The organism is Streptomyces sp. NPDC058683 (genome assembly GCF_042716195.1).
GTDB lineage: Bacteria > Actinomycetota > Actinomycetes > Streptomycetales > Streptomycetaceae > Streptomyces.
The window spans coordinates 75,273-90,299 of record NZ_JBHXSK010000021.1; the positions used below are offsets into that span (position 1 = coordinate 75,273).

Annotated in this window: 14 protein-coding genes, 3 pseudogenes and 1 riboswitch; of the genes and pseudogenes, 7 read left to right on the forward strand and 10 right to left on the reverse strand. The window is 73.3% G+C overall.

From position 1 onward, the window contains the following. The first annotated feature begins 70 nt into the window (after positions 1-70). The 5 genes from ACFWXC_RS23740 to ACFWXC_RS23760 all read left to right on the forward strand — a co-directional run bounded on the left by ACFWXC_RS23740 (position 71) and on the right by ACFWXC_RS23760 (position 5,205). Positions 71-817: a nuclear transport factor 2 family protein gene (locus ACFWXC_RS23740; RefSeq protein ID WP_384481670.1), complete on the forward strand. Its 747-nt coding sequence runs from the start codon at positions 71-73 to the stop codon at positions 815-817. After that, on the forward strand, positions 814-1,155 hold the full coding sequence (locus ACFWXC_RS23745) for a YciI family protein (protein WP_351734416.1): 342 nt from the start codon (positions 814-816) through the stop codon (positions 1,153-1,155). Before ACFWXC_RS23740 ends, ACFWXC_RS23745 begins: the two co-directional genes overlap by 4 nt. Further along, the gene (locus ACFWXC_RS23750; RefSeq protein ID WP_384481672.1) at positions 1,152-2,411 is read left to right on the forward strand and encodes an RNA polymerase sigma factor; all 1,260 of its coding nucleotides are present in this window, start codon (positions 1,152-1,154) and stop codon (positions 2,409-2,411) included. The genes ACFWXC_RS23745 and ACFWXC_RS23750 overlap by 4 nt, the downstream gene beginning before the upstream one ends. A gap of 104 nt (positions 2,412-2,515) precedes the next feature. Continuing rightward, a complete protein-coding gene (locus ACFWXC_RS23755) occupies positions 2,516-3,682 on the forward strand; it encodes a serine hydrolase domain-containing protein (protein ID WP_384481674.1) in 1,167 nt (388 codons plus the stop codon). After that, positions 3,679-5,205, forward strand: coding sequence for an alpha/beta hydrolase (locus ACFWXC_RS23760; RefSeq protein WP_384481675.1), 1,527 nt, complete (start codon positions 3,679-3,681; stop codon positions 5,203-5,205). The genes ACFWXC_RS23755 and ACFWXC_RS23760 overlap by 4 nt, the downstream gene beginning before the upstream one ends. A gap of 52 nt (positions 5,206-5,257) precedes the next feature. On the opposite strand, the gene ACFWXC_RS23765 is transcribed toward ACFWXC_RS23760, so the two are convergent. After that, entirely contained in the window at positions 5,258-6,187 is a 930-nt protein-coding gene (locus ACFWXC_RS23765; protein WP_384481677.1) for a pyridoxamine 5'-phosphate oxidase family protein, read from the reverse strand. Positions 6,188-6,191: 4 nt separating this feature from the next. Continuing rightward, the gene (locus tag ACFWXC_RS23770) at positions 6,192-6,824 is read right to left on the reverse strand and encodes a hemerythrin domain-containing protein (RefSeq protein WP_384481678.1); all 633 of its coding nucleotides are present in this window, start codon (positions 6,822-6,824) and stop codon (positions 6,192-6,194) included. 232 nt (positions 6,825-7,056) lie between these two features. Between ACFWXC_RS23770 and ACFWXC_RS23775 the strand changes: the two genes are divergently transcribed. After that, positions 7,057-9,054 (forward strand): BTAD domain-containing putative transcriptional regulator, encoded by a 1,998-nt coding sequence (locus tag ACFWXC_RS23775; protein WP_384481680.1) that lies wholly within the window; start codon positions 7,057-7,059, stop codon positions 9,052-9,054. A 208-nt stretch (positions 9,055-9,262) separates the two neighbouring features. On the opposite strand, the gene pgm is transcribed toward ACFWXC_RS23775, so the two are convergent. Together pgm and ACFWXC_RS23785 are read right to left on the reverse strand one after the other, a co-directional pair. After that, positions 9,263-10,903: a phosphoglucomutase (alpha-D-glucose-1,6-bisphosphate-dependent) gene (pgm, locus tag ACFWXC_RS23780; protein ID WP_384481682.1), complete on the reverse strand. Its 1,641-nt coding sequence runs from the start codon at positions 10,901-10,903 to the stop codon at positions 9,263-9,265. Between the two features lie 131 nt (positions 10,904-11,034). Next, positions 11,035-11,136: pseudogene (locus ACFWXC_RS23785) on the reverse strand (barnase inhibitor); the annotation flags it as partial. Between the two features lie 153 nt (positions 11,137-11,289). Between ACFWXC_RS23785 and ACFWXC_RS23790 the strand changes: the two are divergent. Then, positions 11,290-11,457, forward strand: coding sequence for a hypothetical protein (locus tag ACFWXC_RS23790; RefSeq protein WP_384481686.1), 168 nt, complete (start codon positions 11,290-11,292; stop codon positions 11,455-11,457). 184 nt (positions 11,458-11,641) lie between these two features. On the opposite strand, the gene ACFWXC_RS23795 is transcribed toward ACFWXC_RS23790, so the two are convergent. From ACFWXC_RS23795 to ACFWXC_RS23820, 6 genes and pseudogenes are all read right to left on the reverse strand, one after another. After that, on the reverse strand, positions 11,642-12,016 hold the full coding sequence (locus tag ACFWXC_RS23795; RefSeq protein ID WP_384481688.1) for a hypothetical protein: 375 nt from the start codon (positions 12,014-12,016) through the stop codon (positions 11,642-11,644). 110 nt (positions 12,017-12,126) lie between these two features. Next, on the reverse strand, positions 12,127-12,879 hold the full coding sequence (locus tag ACFWXC_RS23800) for a CbtA family protein (RefSeq protein ID WP_384481690.1): 753 nt from the start codon (positions 12,877-12,879) through the stop codon (positions 12,127-12,129). Between the two features lie 21 nt (positions 12,880-12,900). Further along, on the reverse strand, positions 12,901-13,122 hold the full coding sequence (locus tag ACFWXC_RS23805) for a CbtB-domain containing protein (protein ID WP_351696601.1): 222 nt from the start codon (positions 13,120-13,122) through the stop codon (positions 12,901-12,903). A gap of 35 nt (positions 13,123-13,157) precedes the next feature. Beyond that, positions 13,158-13,300: riboswitch (cobalamin riboswitch) on the reverse strand. Positions 13,301-13,369: 69 nt separating this feature from the next. Next, a pseudogene (locus ACFWXC_RS23810) lies at positions 13,370-13,666 on the reverse strand (enoyl-CoA hydratase-related protein); the annotation flags it as partial. A 25-nt stretch (positions 13,667-13,691) separates the two neighbouring features. Then, positions 13,692-14,756, reverse strand: coding sequence for an enoyl-CoA hydratase/isomerase family protein (locus ACFWXC_RS23815; protein ID WP_384481692.1), 1,065 nt, complete (start codon positions 14,754-14,756; stop codon positions 13,692-13,694). Continuing rightward, a pseudogene (locus tag ACFWXC_RS23820) lies at positions 14,753-14,947 on the reverse strand (acyl-CoA dehydrogenase family protein); the annotation flags it as partial. The gene ACFWXC_RS23815 and the pseudogene ACFWXC_RS23820, both read right to left, overlap by 4 nt. Between the last annotated feature and the right edge of the window lie 80 nt (positions 14,948-15,027).

Here is a 15,027-nt window from a genome sequence, read left to right on the forward strand (position 1 = left end):
CGGGGTGTCGATTCCAAGCGGCGCCGTTCGTCGGTGGGGTGTAGGAAGCACCTGAAGACCGGGAGGAACGATGAAATACATGCTGCTGGTCTGCGGCGACGACACCGCCGACGCCTCCGGGATGGCGCCGGTCGAACCCTGGGTGGAGGAGCACGGTGTCCGGCGCGGGTCCCGGCTCTACGGCCACCGGCTGCAGCTGCCCGACACGGCGGTCACCGTGCGGGTGCGCGACGGTGAGGTGCTGCGGACCGACGGCCCGTTCGCCGAGACCAAGGAGTACGTCGCCGGATTCGACGTCGTCGACTGCGACAGCCTGGAGGAGGCCGTACGGATCGCCGCCGGGCATCCCGTGGCCACCATCGGGGCCATGGAGGTGCGGCCGTTCTGGGACGAGGGGTTCGCCGAGGACGCCGAGACGGTGATCCGTCATATCGACGCCGAGCTCACCGAGGCCATCCGCGAGCGGGACGTCGAGCGGCTGACGGCCTGCTACGCGCCCGACGTGGAGACCTTCCAGCCCTCCGGCGTCGAGGCACGGTCGGGGATCGCCGCGTTCCGCAAGGCGGTCGAGGGCTGGTTCGCGACGCTCGACGGGCCCGTGCACCGCGAGGTGCTCGACCTGCGGGTGCGGCCCGGGGAGGGCAGTGCCTTCAGCCACGCCCTCGTCCGGATCCGCGGCACCCGCCTGACCGGGGAGCCCCTGGACCGGACGGTACGCGCCACCACCGGCTACCGGGACACCGGTTTCAGCTGGCTGATCGCCCACGAGCACGTGTCGGTGCCGCAGGCGGAGACGGCCGGGAAGGAGCGGTCATGAAGTACGTCCTGTTCATCTGCACGCCCGTCGGCGGCGAGGAGCTCAGCCCCGCCGAGATCGCCGAGGACCCGCGCTTCACCTCGTACATCCACGAGGTCCGCAGCCGTGACCTCGTCAAGGGCGGCGCCCGGCTGCGGCCGGCCGCCGACGCGACCACCGTGCGCGTCCAGGGCGACGAAGTGCTGCTGAGCGACGGGCCGTTCGCCGAGACCAAGGAGTACGTCGCGGGCCTCGACATCATCGAGGTCGCCGACCTCGACGAGGCCATCGCGCTCGCCTCCCGGCACCCCGCGGCGCTCGCCGGCGGCTCGGTCGAGGTGCGGCCGGTCTGGGAGTGAGTGGCACGGACGACGTCGAGAAGGCCGTCGCGGCCGCCTTCCGCGAGGAGTGGTCCCAGGTCGTCGCCACCCTGATCCGGGTGACCGGCGACTGGGACCTCGCCGAGGAGTGCGCGCAGGACGCCTTCGCCCAGGCGCTGGAGCGGTGGCGGCGCGACGGAGTGCCGCGCCGCCCGGGCGCCTGGCTGACCACGACCGCCCGCAACCGCGCCCTGGACGTGCTGCGCCGGGAGGCGGTGGGGGCGGCGAAGCTGCGGGAGGCGGCCGTGCTGGCACGGGACGAGGGACCGTACGACCCGGATCACGAGGGCGACGACAGCGGTGTCGCCGACGACCGGCTGCGGCTGATCTTCACCTGCTGCCATCCGGCGCTGCCGATCGAGGCGCGGGTCGCCCTGACCCTGCGCACCCTCGCCGGGCTGACCACGCCGGAGATCGCCCGCGCGTTCCTCGTCCCCGAGGCGACGATGGCGCAGCGTCTGGTGCGCGCCAAGCGGAAGATCCGCAACGCCGGCATCCCGTACCGGGTGCCGCCCGCGCATCTGCTGCCCGACCGCACGACGGGCGTCCTCGGCGTGCTCTACCTGCTGTTCAACGAGGGGTACGCGGCCACGGCCGGCGCCGACCTGATGCGGGCCGGGCTGTGCGCCGAGGCCGTCCGGCTGGCCCGGCTGCTGGCCCGGCTGATGCCCGACGAGCCGGAGGTGGTCGGGCTGCTCGCGCTCCTGCTGCTGCACGACGCACGCAAGGACACCCGGGTGGACGCGGCCGGCGATCTGGTGACCCTGGAGGACCAGGATCGCACGGCATGGGACCGCGCCGAGATCGACGAGGGGGCCGCCCTCCTGGAGGGCGCGCTGCGCCGCGGCCGCCCCGGCCCCTATCAGATCCAGGCGGCCGTCGCCGCCTGCCACGCCACCGCGGCGACCGCGGCCGACACCGACTGGGCGGACATCGCCGGCCTCTACGGCGAACTCCAGCGGTACGTCCCCTCGGCCGTGGTCCGCCTCAACCGCGCGGTCGCGGTGGGTATGGCCGAGGGCGGGGAGGCCGGCCTGGCGCTGGTGGCGGAGTTGGAGGCGGAGGACGACCTCACCGGTTACCACCTGTTGCCGGCGACCCGCGCCGACCTGCTGCGCCGCATGGGCCGGATGCGGGAGGCGGCCGAGTCGTACGAGCGGGCCCTGGCGTTGGTGGAGAACGCCGCGGAGCGCAGGTTCCTGGGGAAGCGGCTGACGGCGTGCCGGTCCGGGTAGGTACCGGGGGTTCGCCGCAGGCTCCGGCCGGGGGTTGCCCCCACTCCGAATGCGGCAGCCTGCTGGAATGATCGCGGGCCGGGCCGCGCCTAGCGTGATGGTCCATGGCAACCTTCTCCGTGAAGTCCGCCCTGGCGTTATCGGTGGCAGCGCTGGTGCTGGTGTCCGCTCCGGTGGCCACCGCACGGTCGTCACCTCCAGGGCCGTCCGGGCGCTGCGGTACCCATGACGACGTCCGCGGGGCGCTGACCACGCTCACCACCGACGATCACATCGCCGGAGCCTCGGTCCTGGCCGACGGCCCGTGCGGGCGCTGGGCCGAGACCGCCGGCACGGCCGATCTGCGCACCGGCCGCCCCATGAACACCTCCGACCGGCTGCGCGTCGGCAGCGTCACCAAGACGTTCACCGCGACCGTCGTGCTGCAACTCGCCGCCGAGCACCGGCTCTCGCTCGACGCCTCCGTCGACCGCTACCTGCCCGGCCTGATCCACGCCCACGGCCACGACGGACGGCACATCACCGTACGCCAACTCCTGCGCCACACCAGCGGGTTGCCCGACTACCTCGACGCACCCGAGTGGGAGCACCCGGAGCAGGTGCGCTACCGCCACTTCGAGCCGGGCGAGCTGATCGCGCAGGCCCTCGAACTGCCGCGCCCGCAGTCGTCATGGCACTACGCCACCACCAACTACCTGGTGCTGGGCCTGATCGTCCAGAAGATCACGGGCCGCACGCCCGAGGACGAGATCAGCCGTCGGGTGATCCGGCGCCTCGGGCTGCACGACACCTACTGGCCGGGAGACGAGACCCGGATCCAAGGGGCCCACTCGCACAGCTACTTCACCTCCGTCGACGGGCGGCGTGTCGACGGCACCGACTGGAACACGTCCTTCGGCGGTGTCGGTGGCGCTCTCGTCTCCACGCAGGGCGACCTCACCCGGTTCGCCACCGCGCTGCTCGGCGACCGGCTGCTGCCCGCGGCCCAACTGACCGAGATGGAGCGGACGGTGGCCACCGATCCGGACCGGCTGTGGCCGGGCGCCCGGTACGGGCTGGGCCTGATCTCGTCGCCGTTGTCCTGCGGCGGGGTGTGGTGGGGGCACGCCGGGACCGTGCCCGGTGGCCACCGGGCGCTGGTCGCCGTCGGACCCGGCGGCCGGAGCGTGGCCGTCGCCCTCAACCAGGTGCCGGACAGCCTCCAGGCCGAACTGGACTTCCAGGACCTCGTCGACAAGTCCCTCTGCGAGACCGGAAGGACCACCGCATGACAGGCTTCGCGGCCGCGGCCGCCCTGGCCCTCACCGGCGCGCTGGCCCTCGGCACCACGCCGGCCACCGCCACCGGGGCCCCTGACCCGCTCACCCGCTACCACCACCAGCACCTCACCTGGAAGAGCTGCGTGCGTGGCCCCGACGACGACACCGGCAAGGACCTCCAGAAGGCGGGCGCCCAATGCGCCGACGTCACCGTGCCGTTGGACTACGCCGACCCGGGCGGCCGTACCATCACCGTCGCGATCTCCCGGATCAAGGCGACCGACACCGCCCACCGCGTCGGCGCCCTGCTGCTCAACAGCGGCGGTCCGGGCGGGCAGACGCTCGGTGACCCGCCGTGGGTGCGCGAGTCGATGAAGGACACCGGCAAGCGCTACGACGTGGTCGGTGTCGACCCCCGTTTCGTCGGCCGCAGCACCCCGCTGGACTGCCACTGGCCCACCGGATCGCAGTTCCGCAGTCCGGGCCACGACCGCGCCGGGTTCGACCGGTCGACCGCCTTCGCCGAGGAACTCGCCCGCGCCTGCCAGAAGTACGAGGGCGACGTACTGCCGTACGTCACCACCCGGAACACGGCGAGGGACATGGACGTGATCCGTGCCGCGCTCGGTGAGCGGCGGATCTCCTATCTCGGTTACTCGTACGGCAGTTACCTCGGGGAGGTGTACGCCACGATGTTCCCCGGGCGCACCGACCGGGTCGTCCTGGACGGGGTGATCGATCCCGTCCGCTACAACCCCCGGCTGCTGCGCGGCGCGGAGTCCGCCAACCGGCACGCCCTGCGGGACTGGGCCGCCTGGGCCGCCGCCCGCGACTCGGCGTACGGCCTGGGCGGCACCCGGGACGCGGTGCTGGCGGTCGTGGACCGGATCCAGACGGCCGCCGAGCGGGCGCCGCTGCGGGTCGGCGCCTACCGGGTGGACGAGAGCGTCGCACCGCTCGTCGTCTTCAACGGCCTCTCCCAGGACAACGACCCGGCGTACGGCGACTTCGCGGCCGCCGTCCGCGACCTGCGTGATGCGGCCGACGGCAAGGCGGTCACCCCGGGTCCGTGGCTCGCCGACATGCTCGGCTTCCTGCTGACCGGATCCGAGTCGGAGTACGGCAGCGTGCAGACCTCCGTCCTCTGCGGCGACGTCGGCGCGCCCCGCGATCCGGAGACGTACTGGCGTGATGTCCAACATGCCCGCGCCCGGGACCCGTTGTTCGGACCGGTGACCAACGACATCGGACCGTGCGCCTTCTGGGACGCGCCGCGCGAGCGCCCGACGACGATCAGGGACGACCTGCCGGCCCTGCTCGTCAACGCGACCGGCGACCCGCGCACCACCTACCAGGGCGCGGAGGCCGTGCGCCGCGACTGGCCCGGCTCCCGGCTGGTGACCTTGCGCGGCGCGGACCAGCACGCGGTGTTCGGCGTCTACGGCAGCGCCTGCGTCGACGCAACGGTCAACGCCTACCTCGCCACCGGGCGGTTGCCGGCCACGGACGTCACCTGCGCCGCGACCCCCCACTGAGCGACAGCTCCGGGCCGTCCCTGCCGGGACGGCCCGGAGCACCACGCCCGGATCAGGCCCCGGCGCGCCGGCGCGCGTCCTGGGCGAGGGCCCTGAACTCCTGCCATTCCACCCGGGGCCGGGTCAGGCCGCGCTGCCGCAGATAGCGGTCGGTGGCCCGCCGGGTGCTGCGCAGCACGCCCACCGCGTCGCTCGCGCGGCCGGAGCCCATCGGCTCCACCACCTTGGCGGGGACCAGCACCGATCCCCCGCCGGTCTCACGCAACTCGCCGCGCACGAGGGCATTGTGCATGTGATTGAGCCGCTCGTCGTGCCGGTGCACCAGGAGGGAGGCGGGGCCTGGTGCGGCCGGGCAGTCGGCCGGCACGTCCACGGCGAAGCCCTCGGGTGTGGGCACCGGCCGGGCCCGCGCCAGCACCGGCGCCCCGGTGGCGTCGCGCGCGGCGAGCACCGCCGTCGGGAAGCGGGCGAGCTGCGCGGCGCCCGGCAGGTCACTGGCCGGCGCGGGCACGGCGGATGCGCCGGCCGCGGGCAACGGCGGTCGTACGACCACCTGTCGGGGTGTCACGGTGATCAGCAGCCGCAGGTAGTACCAGTCCATCACCAGCCGCATCGGAGCAGCGAGGTACGACCTGCTGTGCGCCTGCCGTTCGAACAGCATCCGCCAGTAGTCCTCGGCCCCCTGCGGCCCGGTCATGATCTCGTCGGGGCACTCGGCGTGACCGCCGACGAAGATCTGCGGGGCCTCTTCGAGGCCGCTGCCGGTCGGGTCCGAGAAGAGCAGGGCGACCCGGCCGTCCCGGCGGATGTTCAGCGCCTTATGCGCGAACGCCAGGGACGTGCTCAGCAGCAGCGTCCCGTCCGGGCAGCGCCACACGGCCGTCGGCCAGGCCAGCGGTGTGCCGTCCCGGCCCAGGGTGACGAACTCGCAGGTCCGGTAGGCGTCCAGGACGTCGAGAGGAGCGGAGTCGAGCAGGGTCACCGGTCTACTCCCCGTCCAGCGGCGCGCGCATGGTGCGGCGGTGGGCGGCGTACTGGCGGCGGCCGACGGCCCGCCAGAGCAGCCGGCCGACCGGCGGAACCTTGCCCAGGAAGTAGGCGCTCTCCTCAGGTGTCGCCTCCTCCAGGATCGCGCCGAGCGCCAGCAGCCGCTTGTTCTTCGGCAGCCCCGCCAGGCCCCGCTCTCCGACCAGGTCCCACTCGGGAACGGTCAGATTCTCCGCGACCAGCGGCAACACCGACCGCTCCTCCTCGTCGAGGTGCTCCAGGAGCGTGGTCCGGTGCGCGTCCAGCGCCAGCGCGAGTTCCTCGCCGGATATCCGGTCACCGGTGCGCTCCCATACGGGCATCCACTCGGACACGGCCGCCAGGGTGCGGTCGATCGCCTCGTGCTGCTCCGTCATCCGTGCCACGAGGTCGTCGTCGTGCGCGACCCGGGCCCGCAGCAGCGGCCAGATCAGCTCGTCCTCGGCGTGGTGATGGTGATGCAGGCCGAGGGTGTAGTCGCGCAGGGCGGCGACGATCCGTGCCGCCCGGGCCGCGTCGCCGTCCGGCACGGCGCGCACCAGCCGGGGCAGCAGCGCCGACTCGCGGCGGAAGACCCGGTGGACCACGACCATTTCGTGGGTATGAGGACGCTCGGCGGTGACAGAGGCGCCGTGACTGCTGTTGAGGGACACGCTTGCTTGCTCCAACGATCAGGTGTTCTGCGTGAGCCGCCCAGCATTCCGCGCCCCTCTTGGCGTCCGCTTGGCGCGCGACTCGGTGTCCGGCTCGGTGTCCGGCTCGAAGAGCATCGCGTTTATCGTCTGTTGACGGGTTGCACGTGCGGCTCGGGTAGATTCCCGCGCCGTGCTGCGTTTGCGAGTCCTGGGTCCGCTCGGCGCCGAAGTCGCCGGAACGCCGGTCGAGTTGGGCGCCCCGCGGCAGCGTGCCGTGCTGGCGCTGCTGATCGCGGCCCGGGGTGGTGTCGTACCGGTCGACCGGATGGCGGAAGCGCTGTGGCGGGGCGAGCCGCCGGCCAAGGCCAGCGTGTCGCTGCACGCCTACCTGTCCAATCTGCGCCGGTCCCTGGAACCGGGGCGGCCGCCACGTGCCCCGGCCGCCGTTCTGGTCACCGCGCCACCCGGATACGCGCTCAGGCTGGCCGGGGACGCGGTGGATGCCTGGCGGTTCGAGTCCTGGGTCCGCCGGGCCCGCGACGCCCCGGCCGCGGAAGCCCGCCTGCTGCTCGCCGAGGCGCTCGGCTGGTGGCGCGGGCCGGCCTTCGCCGAGCACGCGGACGAGGCCTGGGCCGCCGCCGAGGTGGCCCGGCTCACGGGGCTGCGTGCCGAGGCCCGTGAACTCGCCGTGGCCGCCGATCTGCGCACCGGCCGGGTGGCGCAGGCGGCGACCGACGCCGAGTCCCTCGTCCGGGACAGTCCCCTGCGTGAGGAGGGCTGGCGGCTGCTCGCCCTCGCGCAGTGGGCCTGCGACCGGCAGGCCGACGCACTCTCCTCGCTGCGCCGCGCCACCGCCGTGCTGCGCGACGAACTCGGCTGCGATCCCGGCCCCGCGCTGAGAAGGCTGGAGCAGGCCGTGCTCAACGGGCGGCTCGACGTCCTGCGCGCGGCCGTGCCGGAGCCCGACGACGAGCGGCCCGCACGCACCGCGCCGCAGCGTACGGGCCGCGGCCTGTTCGTCGGCCGGGGTGCGGAGCTGCGGGCCGTCGACACCGCCGCCCGGGCCGCCCGGCAGGGCGGCGCCGTGCTGCTGGTCACCGGCGAGGCAGGCGCCGGCAAGTCCGCGTTCCTGGACCGGGCCGCCGCCCGGCTGCGGCAGGACGGCTGGCGGGTGGCGACCGGCTGCAGCCCCGAGTACGAGGGCGCGCCGCCCGCCTGGGCCTGGACGGAGGCACTCGGCGCGCTCGCCCGCGAGGCGCCTCCGGCCAGACCGGAGGGACTGACGGTGCCGCTTCGGGAGCCGGAGAACGCGGCCGCCGCCGGGCGTTTCCGCATGCACCGTGTCTTCGCCGCCCGGCTGCGCGCCGCCGCCTCCGCGGCGCCCCTCGCCGTCCTGCTGGAGGACCTGCACCACGCCGACGCCGAGACCCTCGCCCTGGTCGAGGCGGCCGCCGCCGTCACCGGGGTCCCCTTGCTCACCGTCGCCGCCTACCGTCCCGCCGAGGTCGGCGAGCACCTCCTGCGGACCCTCGCCCGGCTCGCGCCGGGCGCCCCGCACCGGATCGCGCTCGGCGGCCTGCCACCGCGGGACACCGCCACCCTGGTCGACGCCGTCTGCGGAGCTCCGGTGGATCCGGCGACGGTGGCAGCGCTGACCGAGCGCACCGGCGGCAACCCCTTCTACGTCCTGGAGAGCGCCCGTCTCCTCGCCGACCGGGGCGCACCGGTGGCGCTCTCCGAGGTCCCGCAGGGTGTACGCGACGTGCTGCGCCGGCGCCTCGCCCTGCTGCCCGCCGCCGCGCGGGCCGTCGTCCAGCTCACCGCCGTGCTGGGTCTGGAGGCCGAAGTCGCCCTGCTCGTCGACGCCGCCGACGCGCCGGAGGAGGAGGTGCTGGCCGGGCTCGACGCCGCGCTCGCCGCCGACCTGCTGGCCGAACCCGGGCCCGGCCGCGTCCGGTTCGTGCACGCCCTGGTCCGCGACACCGTCTACGCCGACCTGTCCGGCGCCCGGCGCTCCCGGCTGCACACCCGGGTCGCGCGGCTGCGGCGCCGTCACCGCCCCGGCGAACTCGCCACGCCCGCCCACCACTTCGCCCGCTCCGGCAACGCCGCCGACACCCCACTCGCCGTCGACCACCCGCTGCCGGTGGCCGACGACACCCGACCGGACGGGCTGATCGAGACGTAGATACGGCTGCCCGGCGCACTCGGAAGCGGGCCGTCCGACGCGCCGCACAGACCCGGCCGAGCAGAGCTGGTCGTGGAGTCGGCGGCAGCGATCGGCACGTACGACACGGATCCGGCCGCCCATCCGGGCTTTGGCCACGCCGGACTGACCCAGCGGGCGCTGGAGACGGTGGTCCAGCCGGTCCGGCCACCGCCTCCGGCACGGGGCGTCAGCCGCCGAGCGCGGCCATCACCACCGCCTTGGCCTCCTCCTGTACCCGGGTCAGGTGGTCGGGCCCCTGGAACGACTCGGCGTAGATCTTGTACACGTCCTCGGTGCCGGACGGGCGGGCCGCGAACCAGGCGTTCTCCGTGGTCACCTTGATGCCGCCGATCGCCGCTCCGTTGCCCGGAGCCTCCGTGAGCACCCCCGTGACCGGTTCGCCCGCGAGGGTCTCGGCGGTGACCTGAGCCGGGGAGAGCTTGGCGAGGAGCGCCTTCTCCTCGCGGGTCGCCGGGGCGTCGATGCGGGCGTAGGCGGGTTCGCCGAAGCGGGCGGTCAGGTCGGCGTAGTGCTCGGACGGGGTCTTGTCCGTCACGGCCGTGATCTCGGAGGCGAGCAGGGCGAGCAGGATGCCGTCCTTGTCGGTCGTCCACACCGAGCCGTCCCGGCGCAGGAAGGAGGCGCCGGCCGACTCCTCGCCGCCGAACCCGATGGCGCCGCTGGCCAGTCCGTCGACGAACCACTTGAACCCGACCGGAACCTCGACCAGTTGACGGCCGAGGTCGGCGGCGACCCGGTCGATCATCGAGGAGGAGACGAGAGTCTTGCCGACGCCGGCGCTCGCCGCCCACTGCTCGCGGTGGCGGTAGAGGTAGGAGATGGCGACGGCCAGGTAGTGGTTGGGGTTCATCAGGCCGGCGTCGCGGGTGACGATGCCGTGCCGGTCGGCGTCCGCGTCGTTGCCGGTGGCGACCCTGAACTCGTCCCGCTTCTCGATCAGCGAGGCCATCGCGTACGGCGACGAGCAGTCCATGCGGATCTTGCCGTCCCAGTCCAGCGTCATGAACCGCCAGGTGGGGTCGGTGTACGGGTTGACCACGGTGAGGTCGAGGCTGTGCCGTTCGGCGATCCGGCCCCAGTAGGCGACGGAGGCCCCGCCGAGCGGGTCGGCGCCGATGCGCAGCCCGGACGCCCGGACGGCGTCGAGGTCGAGGACGCTCGGCAGGTCGTCGACGTAGACGCCCATGAAGTCGTACCGGACGGTGGTGGGCACGGCGAGCGCGCGCTCGTAGGGAAGGCGCTGTACGTCCTTCATCCCGTCGGCGATGATCCGGTTGGCGCGGTCCTGGATCCAGGAGGTGGCATCGGAGGCGGCCGGGCCGCCGCTGGGCGGGTTGTACTTGAAGCCGCCGTCGGCGGGCGGGTTGTGCGAGGGGGTGACCACGACGCCGTCCGCGAGTCCGGTGGTACGGCCGCGGTTGTGGGTGAGGATGGCGTGCGAGACGGCGGGGGTCGGCGTGTAGCCGTCGGCGCTGTCGATCAGGACGGTGACGCCGTTGGCGGCGAACACCTCCAGGGCGGTGACCTTGGCGGGCTCGGACAGGGCGTGGGTGTCGGCGCCCAGGAAGAGGGGGCCGTCGGTGCCCTGGCCGCTCCGGTATTCGCAGATGGCCTGGCTGGTGGCCGCGATGTGGTCCTCGTTGAACGCGGTCGTCAGCGACGATCCGCGGTGCCCCGAGGTGCCGAACGCCACCCGCTGGGCCGGGTCGGCCGGGTCGGGGTGCAGTGCGTAGTACGCCGTGACCAGCCGGGCCACGTCGACGAGGTCCTCCGGAGCCGCCGGCCGGCCCGCTCGCTCATGCGGCATGAGTCCACTTCCTCCGCAGTCGTTGATCGATCGCTGGACGCCCATCTTTCCTTGTCAGCGGCGGTGGACGCGAGTGCGGCACCGGCGCTGCCGCCGAAGACACCGCGGGTTCACGGCTGGTTCACAGCAGCGCCGAAGTAGCCGCCGGGTCCGTTGACCGCCTCGCCGATCACCCGCCAGAAGTCCTCCAGCGTGGTGATCCCGGTCCCGTCCAGTACATAGGTCGCCGTCACGGACCGCAGGATACGGCGGTCGTACGGAAGGGACCGGACGGTCGGCCGAACGGCTCCCCGACGGGCGCGGCGGACGTTCCGGAAAGTCTGCGGCGGCGCATACTGAACATCAGTCAACTACCGCGCCCCCGGGCACTCACGAGAGGCCGCACCGTGGAGAGCTCCCTCTCGCCCGCCGCCCAGGATCGCTACGACACCTATCTGGACCATGTGAGGCGCTGCCCCGACTGCCGCCCCGCGCGCTGCCGGACGGGCCAGGCACTGGTGCGCGCCTATCTCGCCACCACCCGGGCGGAGCGACCGGACGCCCGCAAGCACTGACTGCCTGCGTACCGTTTCGGCGCGCTGATGCCCAGCGCCTGGCGGTTCACTTCTGCGCGTGGACCGGTCGAGCGCGTCGGCTCCGGGTTCGCCCCGGATTCCCTGACCACGGAGGTGGCACGACCGGCTCCGCCGGGCTGTCCCGACGCGCCGGGCGGGATACGGCCGCCGTCGCCGACCGGCGTCAGGTGGCCGGGTCGCGGACCTGGCTGCGGGCCGGGGCGCGGTGGCGACGGAGCAGGTCCGCTATCGCGCAGCGCAGGCACTCGGCGTCCGGCGCATCGCCCGCGGCCGCCGCGGCCCGGCACTCCGGCGCCGGCGGGCCGTCCGGCTCACGGCAGTCCGGCTCGGGGCGGTCCGCCGGGTCGCCGACCAGGTTCTCCAGCTCGTTCAGGAGCTGTTCGGTCCGCTTCACCTGCTGGGCGAGCACCCGTACCCGGGCGCTCTGGCCGCCGATCTGCCGACGGCTGGCGACCAGTTGCTCGTACTCGCGGACAGTGAGGGCGACGGCCTCGTGGCCGCCGAGGGTGATACGGCGTGGCTGGGGGTGTCTGGCCACTCGGGTCCTCCGCTCCTCGCCTTGCTCGTCCCCGCCTGATGGGCCGGTTCCCGGAGAACGCGAGAGGGCCCCCGGATCGTTCCGAAGGGCCCTCGCGTGACGTGAATCGTTCAGTGGGCGGCGGGAACCGTCCGCCCGGCCGGGGCCGTCGCCGGCCTGGGGTTGAGCTGCCGTTCGGCCAACTCACCGAAGAGCAGGCCGAATCCGCCCCACAGCACCAGCTGGATGGCCAGCGCGGAGAGCCGGAACCGCCACAGCAGCGTGGCCGGGAAGTCCGCCGGCACCTCGTTGATGGTCGGCAGGAACTGGTACGCCAGCCCGATGACGACCGCGAACGCGGCCACCGCGACGACGGTCGCCCACCAGGTGCCGAGGCTCGGCCGGAGCCGCTTGCCCAGGATGGTCGCGGCGACCGCAAGCAGCACGCTGAGCACCATCATGAGGAAGTACAGCGTGGTCCGCTTGCCGATGGTGTCCGGGTCGCCCACCGACGGCGGGTTGGCCGGGTACTTCAGGAACGGCACCACGTACACGGCGAGCAGCGCGCTGCCGGACAGCAGCAGCGCCGTCGCCCGCGGCGAGAAGCGGCCCACGCGGCCGAGGGCGAAGCAGTAGGCGAGGGCGGCGATGCCGCCGAAGGCGACCCCGTAGAGCAGCACACCGGTGGCCAGGCCGGCGGTGGACTGGAGGGAACGGGAGACGACCTCCATCTCGTGCTCGTGCGAGTGGGCGTCCTCGAAGCCGATCGCCTTGTCTACGTTCGGTTCACCGAGGAGATAGGCGGCGACGAGGGCGAGCACGCCGGCGGCCAGGCCGGCGAGCATGCCCCGCACCAGGAGGTTTCTTACCGTTGCGGAGTTCATGAGCGTGCGGCGTCCCTTACGTCAGTGGCAGGGGAAGCCGAGGAGGTGGCGGGCGTCGTGCACCCACTCGTGGACGTCCGTGCCGTTGAACACGGAGGTGGCGCCCTGCTCGGCGCCGACGAAGTAGAGCAGGATGAGCATGAGGATGCCGAAGAAGACCGCCCAGGGAGCTATCGCACTCAGCGGCAGCTTGGCGGGAACGACGGGGGTGGTGGCTGTCGGCTGCGCGACGGTCTGCGCCATGGCAGAACCTCCTCTGGGAGTTCGCGTCCCATCTCGGTGGTGCATTGGACGACGGCTACGGGTCTGACTCACGAGGTCCCGGGGGCTCTCGCATACAGTGGCGCGACCGTGCCGGACTCTCACCGGCTTCCGTTCTGGCGTCGTCGATATCGGACAGACCGTACCGCGTGTCAGGGGCACGGCCAAGACCGCATGACCAGGCGTGATCTTCATCTCGCGCCTGGTGGCCGGTTCTGGGCATGCCGGGTCAGCGGTGACGGAACTCGGTCGGGCGTCTGCCGACGAAGGTGTTCATGCCCTCCTTCTGGTCGGCGGTGGCGAACACCGGGTGGAACGGCCGCCGTTCGAAGCGGACGCCCTCGGCGAGCGTCGTCTCGAAGGCCCGGCCGACGGCTTCCTTCGCCATCATCGCGACCGGCAGCGCCATGCCCGCCACCGTCTCGGCGACCGCGAGGGCCTCGCCGAGCAGTTCGCCGGCCGGCACCACGCGCGCCACCAGCCCGCTGCGCTCCGCCTCGGCCGCGTCCATGGTGCGCCCGGTCAAGCGGCCGGGCCTCGGTGAACTCGCCTCACCAGGCCGCCTCCGTGGTGGTGCCGGGTCCTGCGAGCCCCAGTTCGCGCTCGCCGAGCGGAGCGAAGAACCGGTCCACGTCGGCGTCGGTGACCTCGGCGAGGGTGGCCGGGGACCAGCGCGGGTTCCGGTCCTTGTCGATGATCTGGGCGCGGATGCCCTCCACCAGGTCGGGGGCGGACAGGGCGGCGCAGGAGACGCGGTACTCCTGATCGAGGACCCGCTCCAGCGGGCCGAGCCGCCGGGCCCGGCGCATCGCCGCCAGGGTGACCTTCAGGGCGGTCGGCGACCTCGACAGCAGGGTCTCCGCCGCCTCCTTCGCCGCCGGGGCGCCGTGGGCGAGCAGCCGCCGGACGATCTCCTCGACCGTGCCGGCGGCGTAGCAGGCGTCGATCCACTCCCGGTGGCGGGCCAGTTCGCCCACCGGCGCCGGTCGCACGTGCCGGGTGAGCGCCTCGCGCACGGGCCGGTCGGCGAGGTCGGCGATCAGCCGCCCGATCCTGTCCGAGGGGACACAGTGGTCGGCGAGTCCGCACAACAGGGCGTCCGCGGCGCCGATCTGAGCCCCCGTCAGGGCGAGATGGGTGCCCAGTTCGCCCGGGGCGAGGGCGAGCAGATAGGTCCCGCCGACGTCGGGGACGAAGCCGATGCCGGTCTCCGGCATGGCGACCCGGGAACGCTCGGTGACGATCCGGACGCTGCCGTGCGCGGAGACGCCGACCCCGCCGCCCATGACGATGCCGTCCATGATCGCCACATAGGGCTTGGGATAGCGGGCGATCCGGGCGTTGAGGTGGTACTCGTCGCGCCAGAACTCCGCCGACGCGGTGCCGTCCCCGGCGCGGGCGTCCTCGTAGATGCTCCGGATGTCACCGCCCGCGCACAGGCCGCGCTCCCCCGCGCCGGTGATGACGACGGTCTCGACGGCCGGGTCGTGCTCCCAGCCGGTGAGGGCCTCGTCGATGGAGCGGACCATGGCGTGGGACAGGGCGTTGAGGGCCTTGGGGCGGTTGAGGGTGAGGTGGGCCGCCCGGCCGGCGGTGTGCAGCAGGACGTCGCTCATCCGAACGCCTCCGTGAGGCCGCGGGCCACGATGACGCGCATGATCTCGTTGGTTCCTTCCAGGATCTGGTGGACCCGCAGGTCGCGGACGATCTTCTCGATACCGTACGCGCTGAGGTACCCGTAGCCGCCGTGCACCTGGAGTGCGCGGTCGGCGACCGCGTATCCGGTGTCGGTGCCGAACCGCTCGGCCGGTCGAAGAGGGACCTCTTCGGCTTGAAGCGTCAACCGACCCGTCGGCAGGATCACTTGAGGCGCAAAGCTAGGCTTTT

Excerpts from the sequence above, each read along its gene's own strand:
- ACFWXC_RS23740 (WP_384481670.1), top strand. The coding sequence starts at position 71 with ATGAAATACATGCTGCTGGTCTGCGGCGACGACACCGCCGACGCCTCC.
- ACFWXC_RS23745 (WP_351734416.1), top strand. The coding sequence starts at position 814 with ATGAAGTACGTCCTGTTCATCTGCACGCCCGTCGGCGGCGAGGAGCTC.
- ACFWXC_RS23755 (WP_384481674.1), top strand. The coding sequence starts at position 2,516 with ATGGCAACCTTCTCCGTGAAGTCCGCCCTGGCGTTATCGGTGGCAGCG.
- ACFWXC_RS23760 (WP_384481675.1), top strand. The coding sequence starts at position 3,679 with ATGACAGGCTTCGCGGCCGCGGCCGCCCTGGCCCTCACCGGCGCGCTG.
- ACFWXC_RS23770 (WP_384481678.1), bottom strand. The coding sequence starts at position 6,824 with ATGGTCGTGGTCCACCGGGTCTTCCGCCGCGAGTCGGCGCTGCTGCCC.
- pgm (WP_384481682.1), bottom strand. The coding sequence starts at position 10,903 with ATGCCGCATGAGCGAGCGGGCCGGCCGGCGGCTCCGGAGGACCTCGTC.
- ACFWXC_RS23800 (WP_384481690.1), bottom strand. The coding sequence starts at position 12,879 with ATGAACTCCGCAACGGTAAGAAACCTCCTGGTGCGGGGCATGCTCGCC.
- ACFWXC_RS23805 (WP_351696601.1), bottom strand. The coding sequence starts at position 13,122 with ATGGCGCAGACCGTCGCGCAGCCGACAGCCACCACCCCCGTCGTTCCC.
- ACFWXC_RS23815 (WP_384481692.1), bottom strand. The coding sequence starts at position 14,756 with ATGAGCGACGTCCTGCTGCACACCGCCGGCCGGGCGGCCCACCTCACC.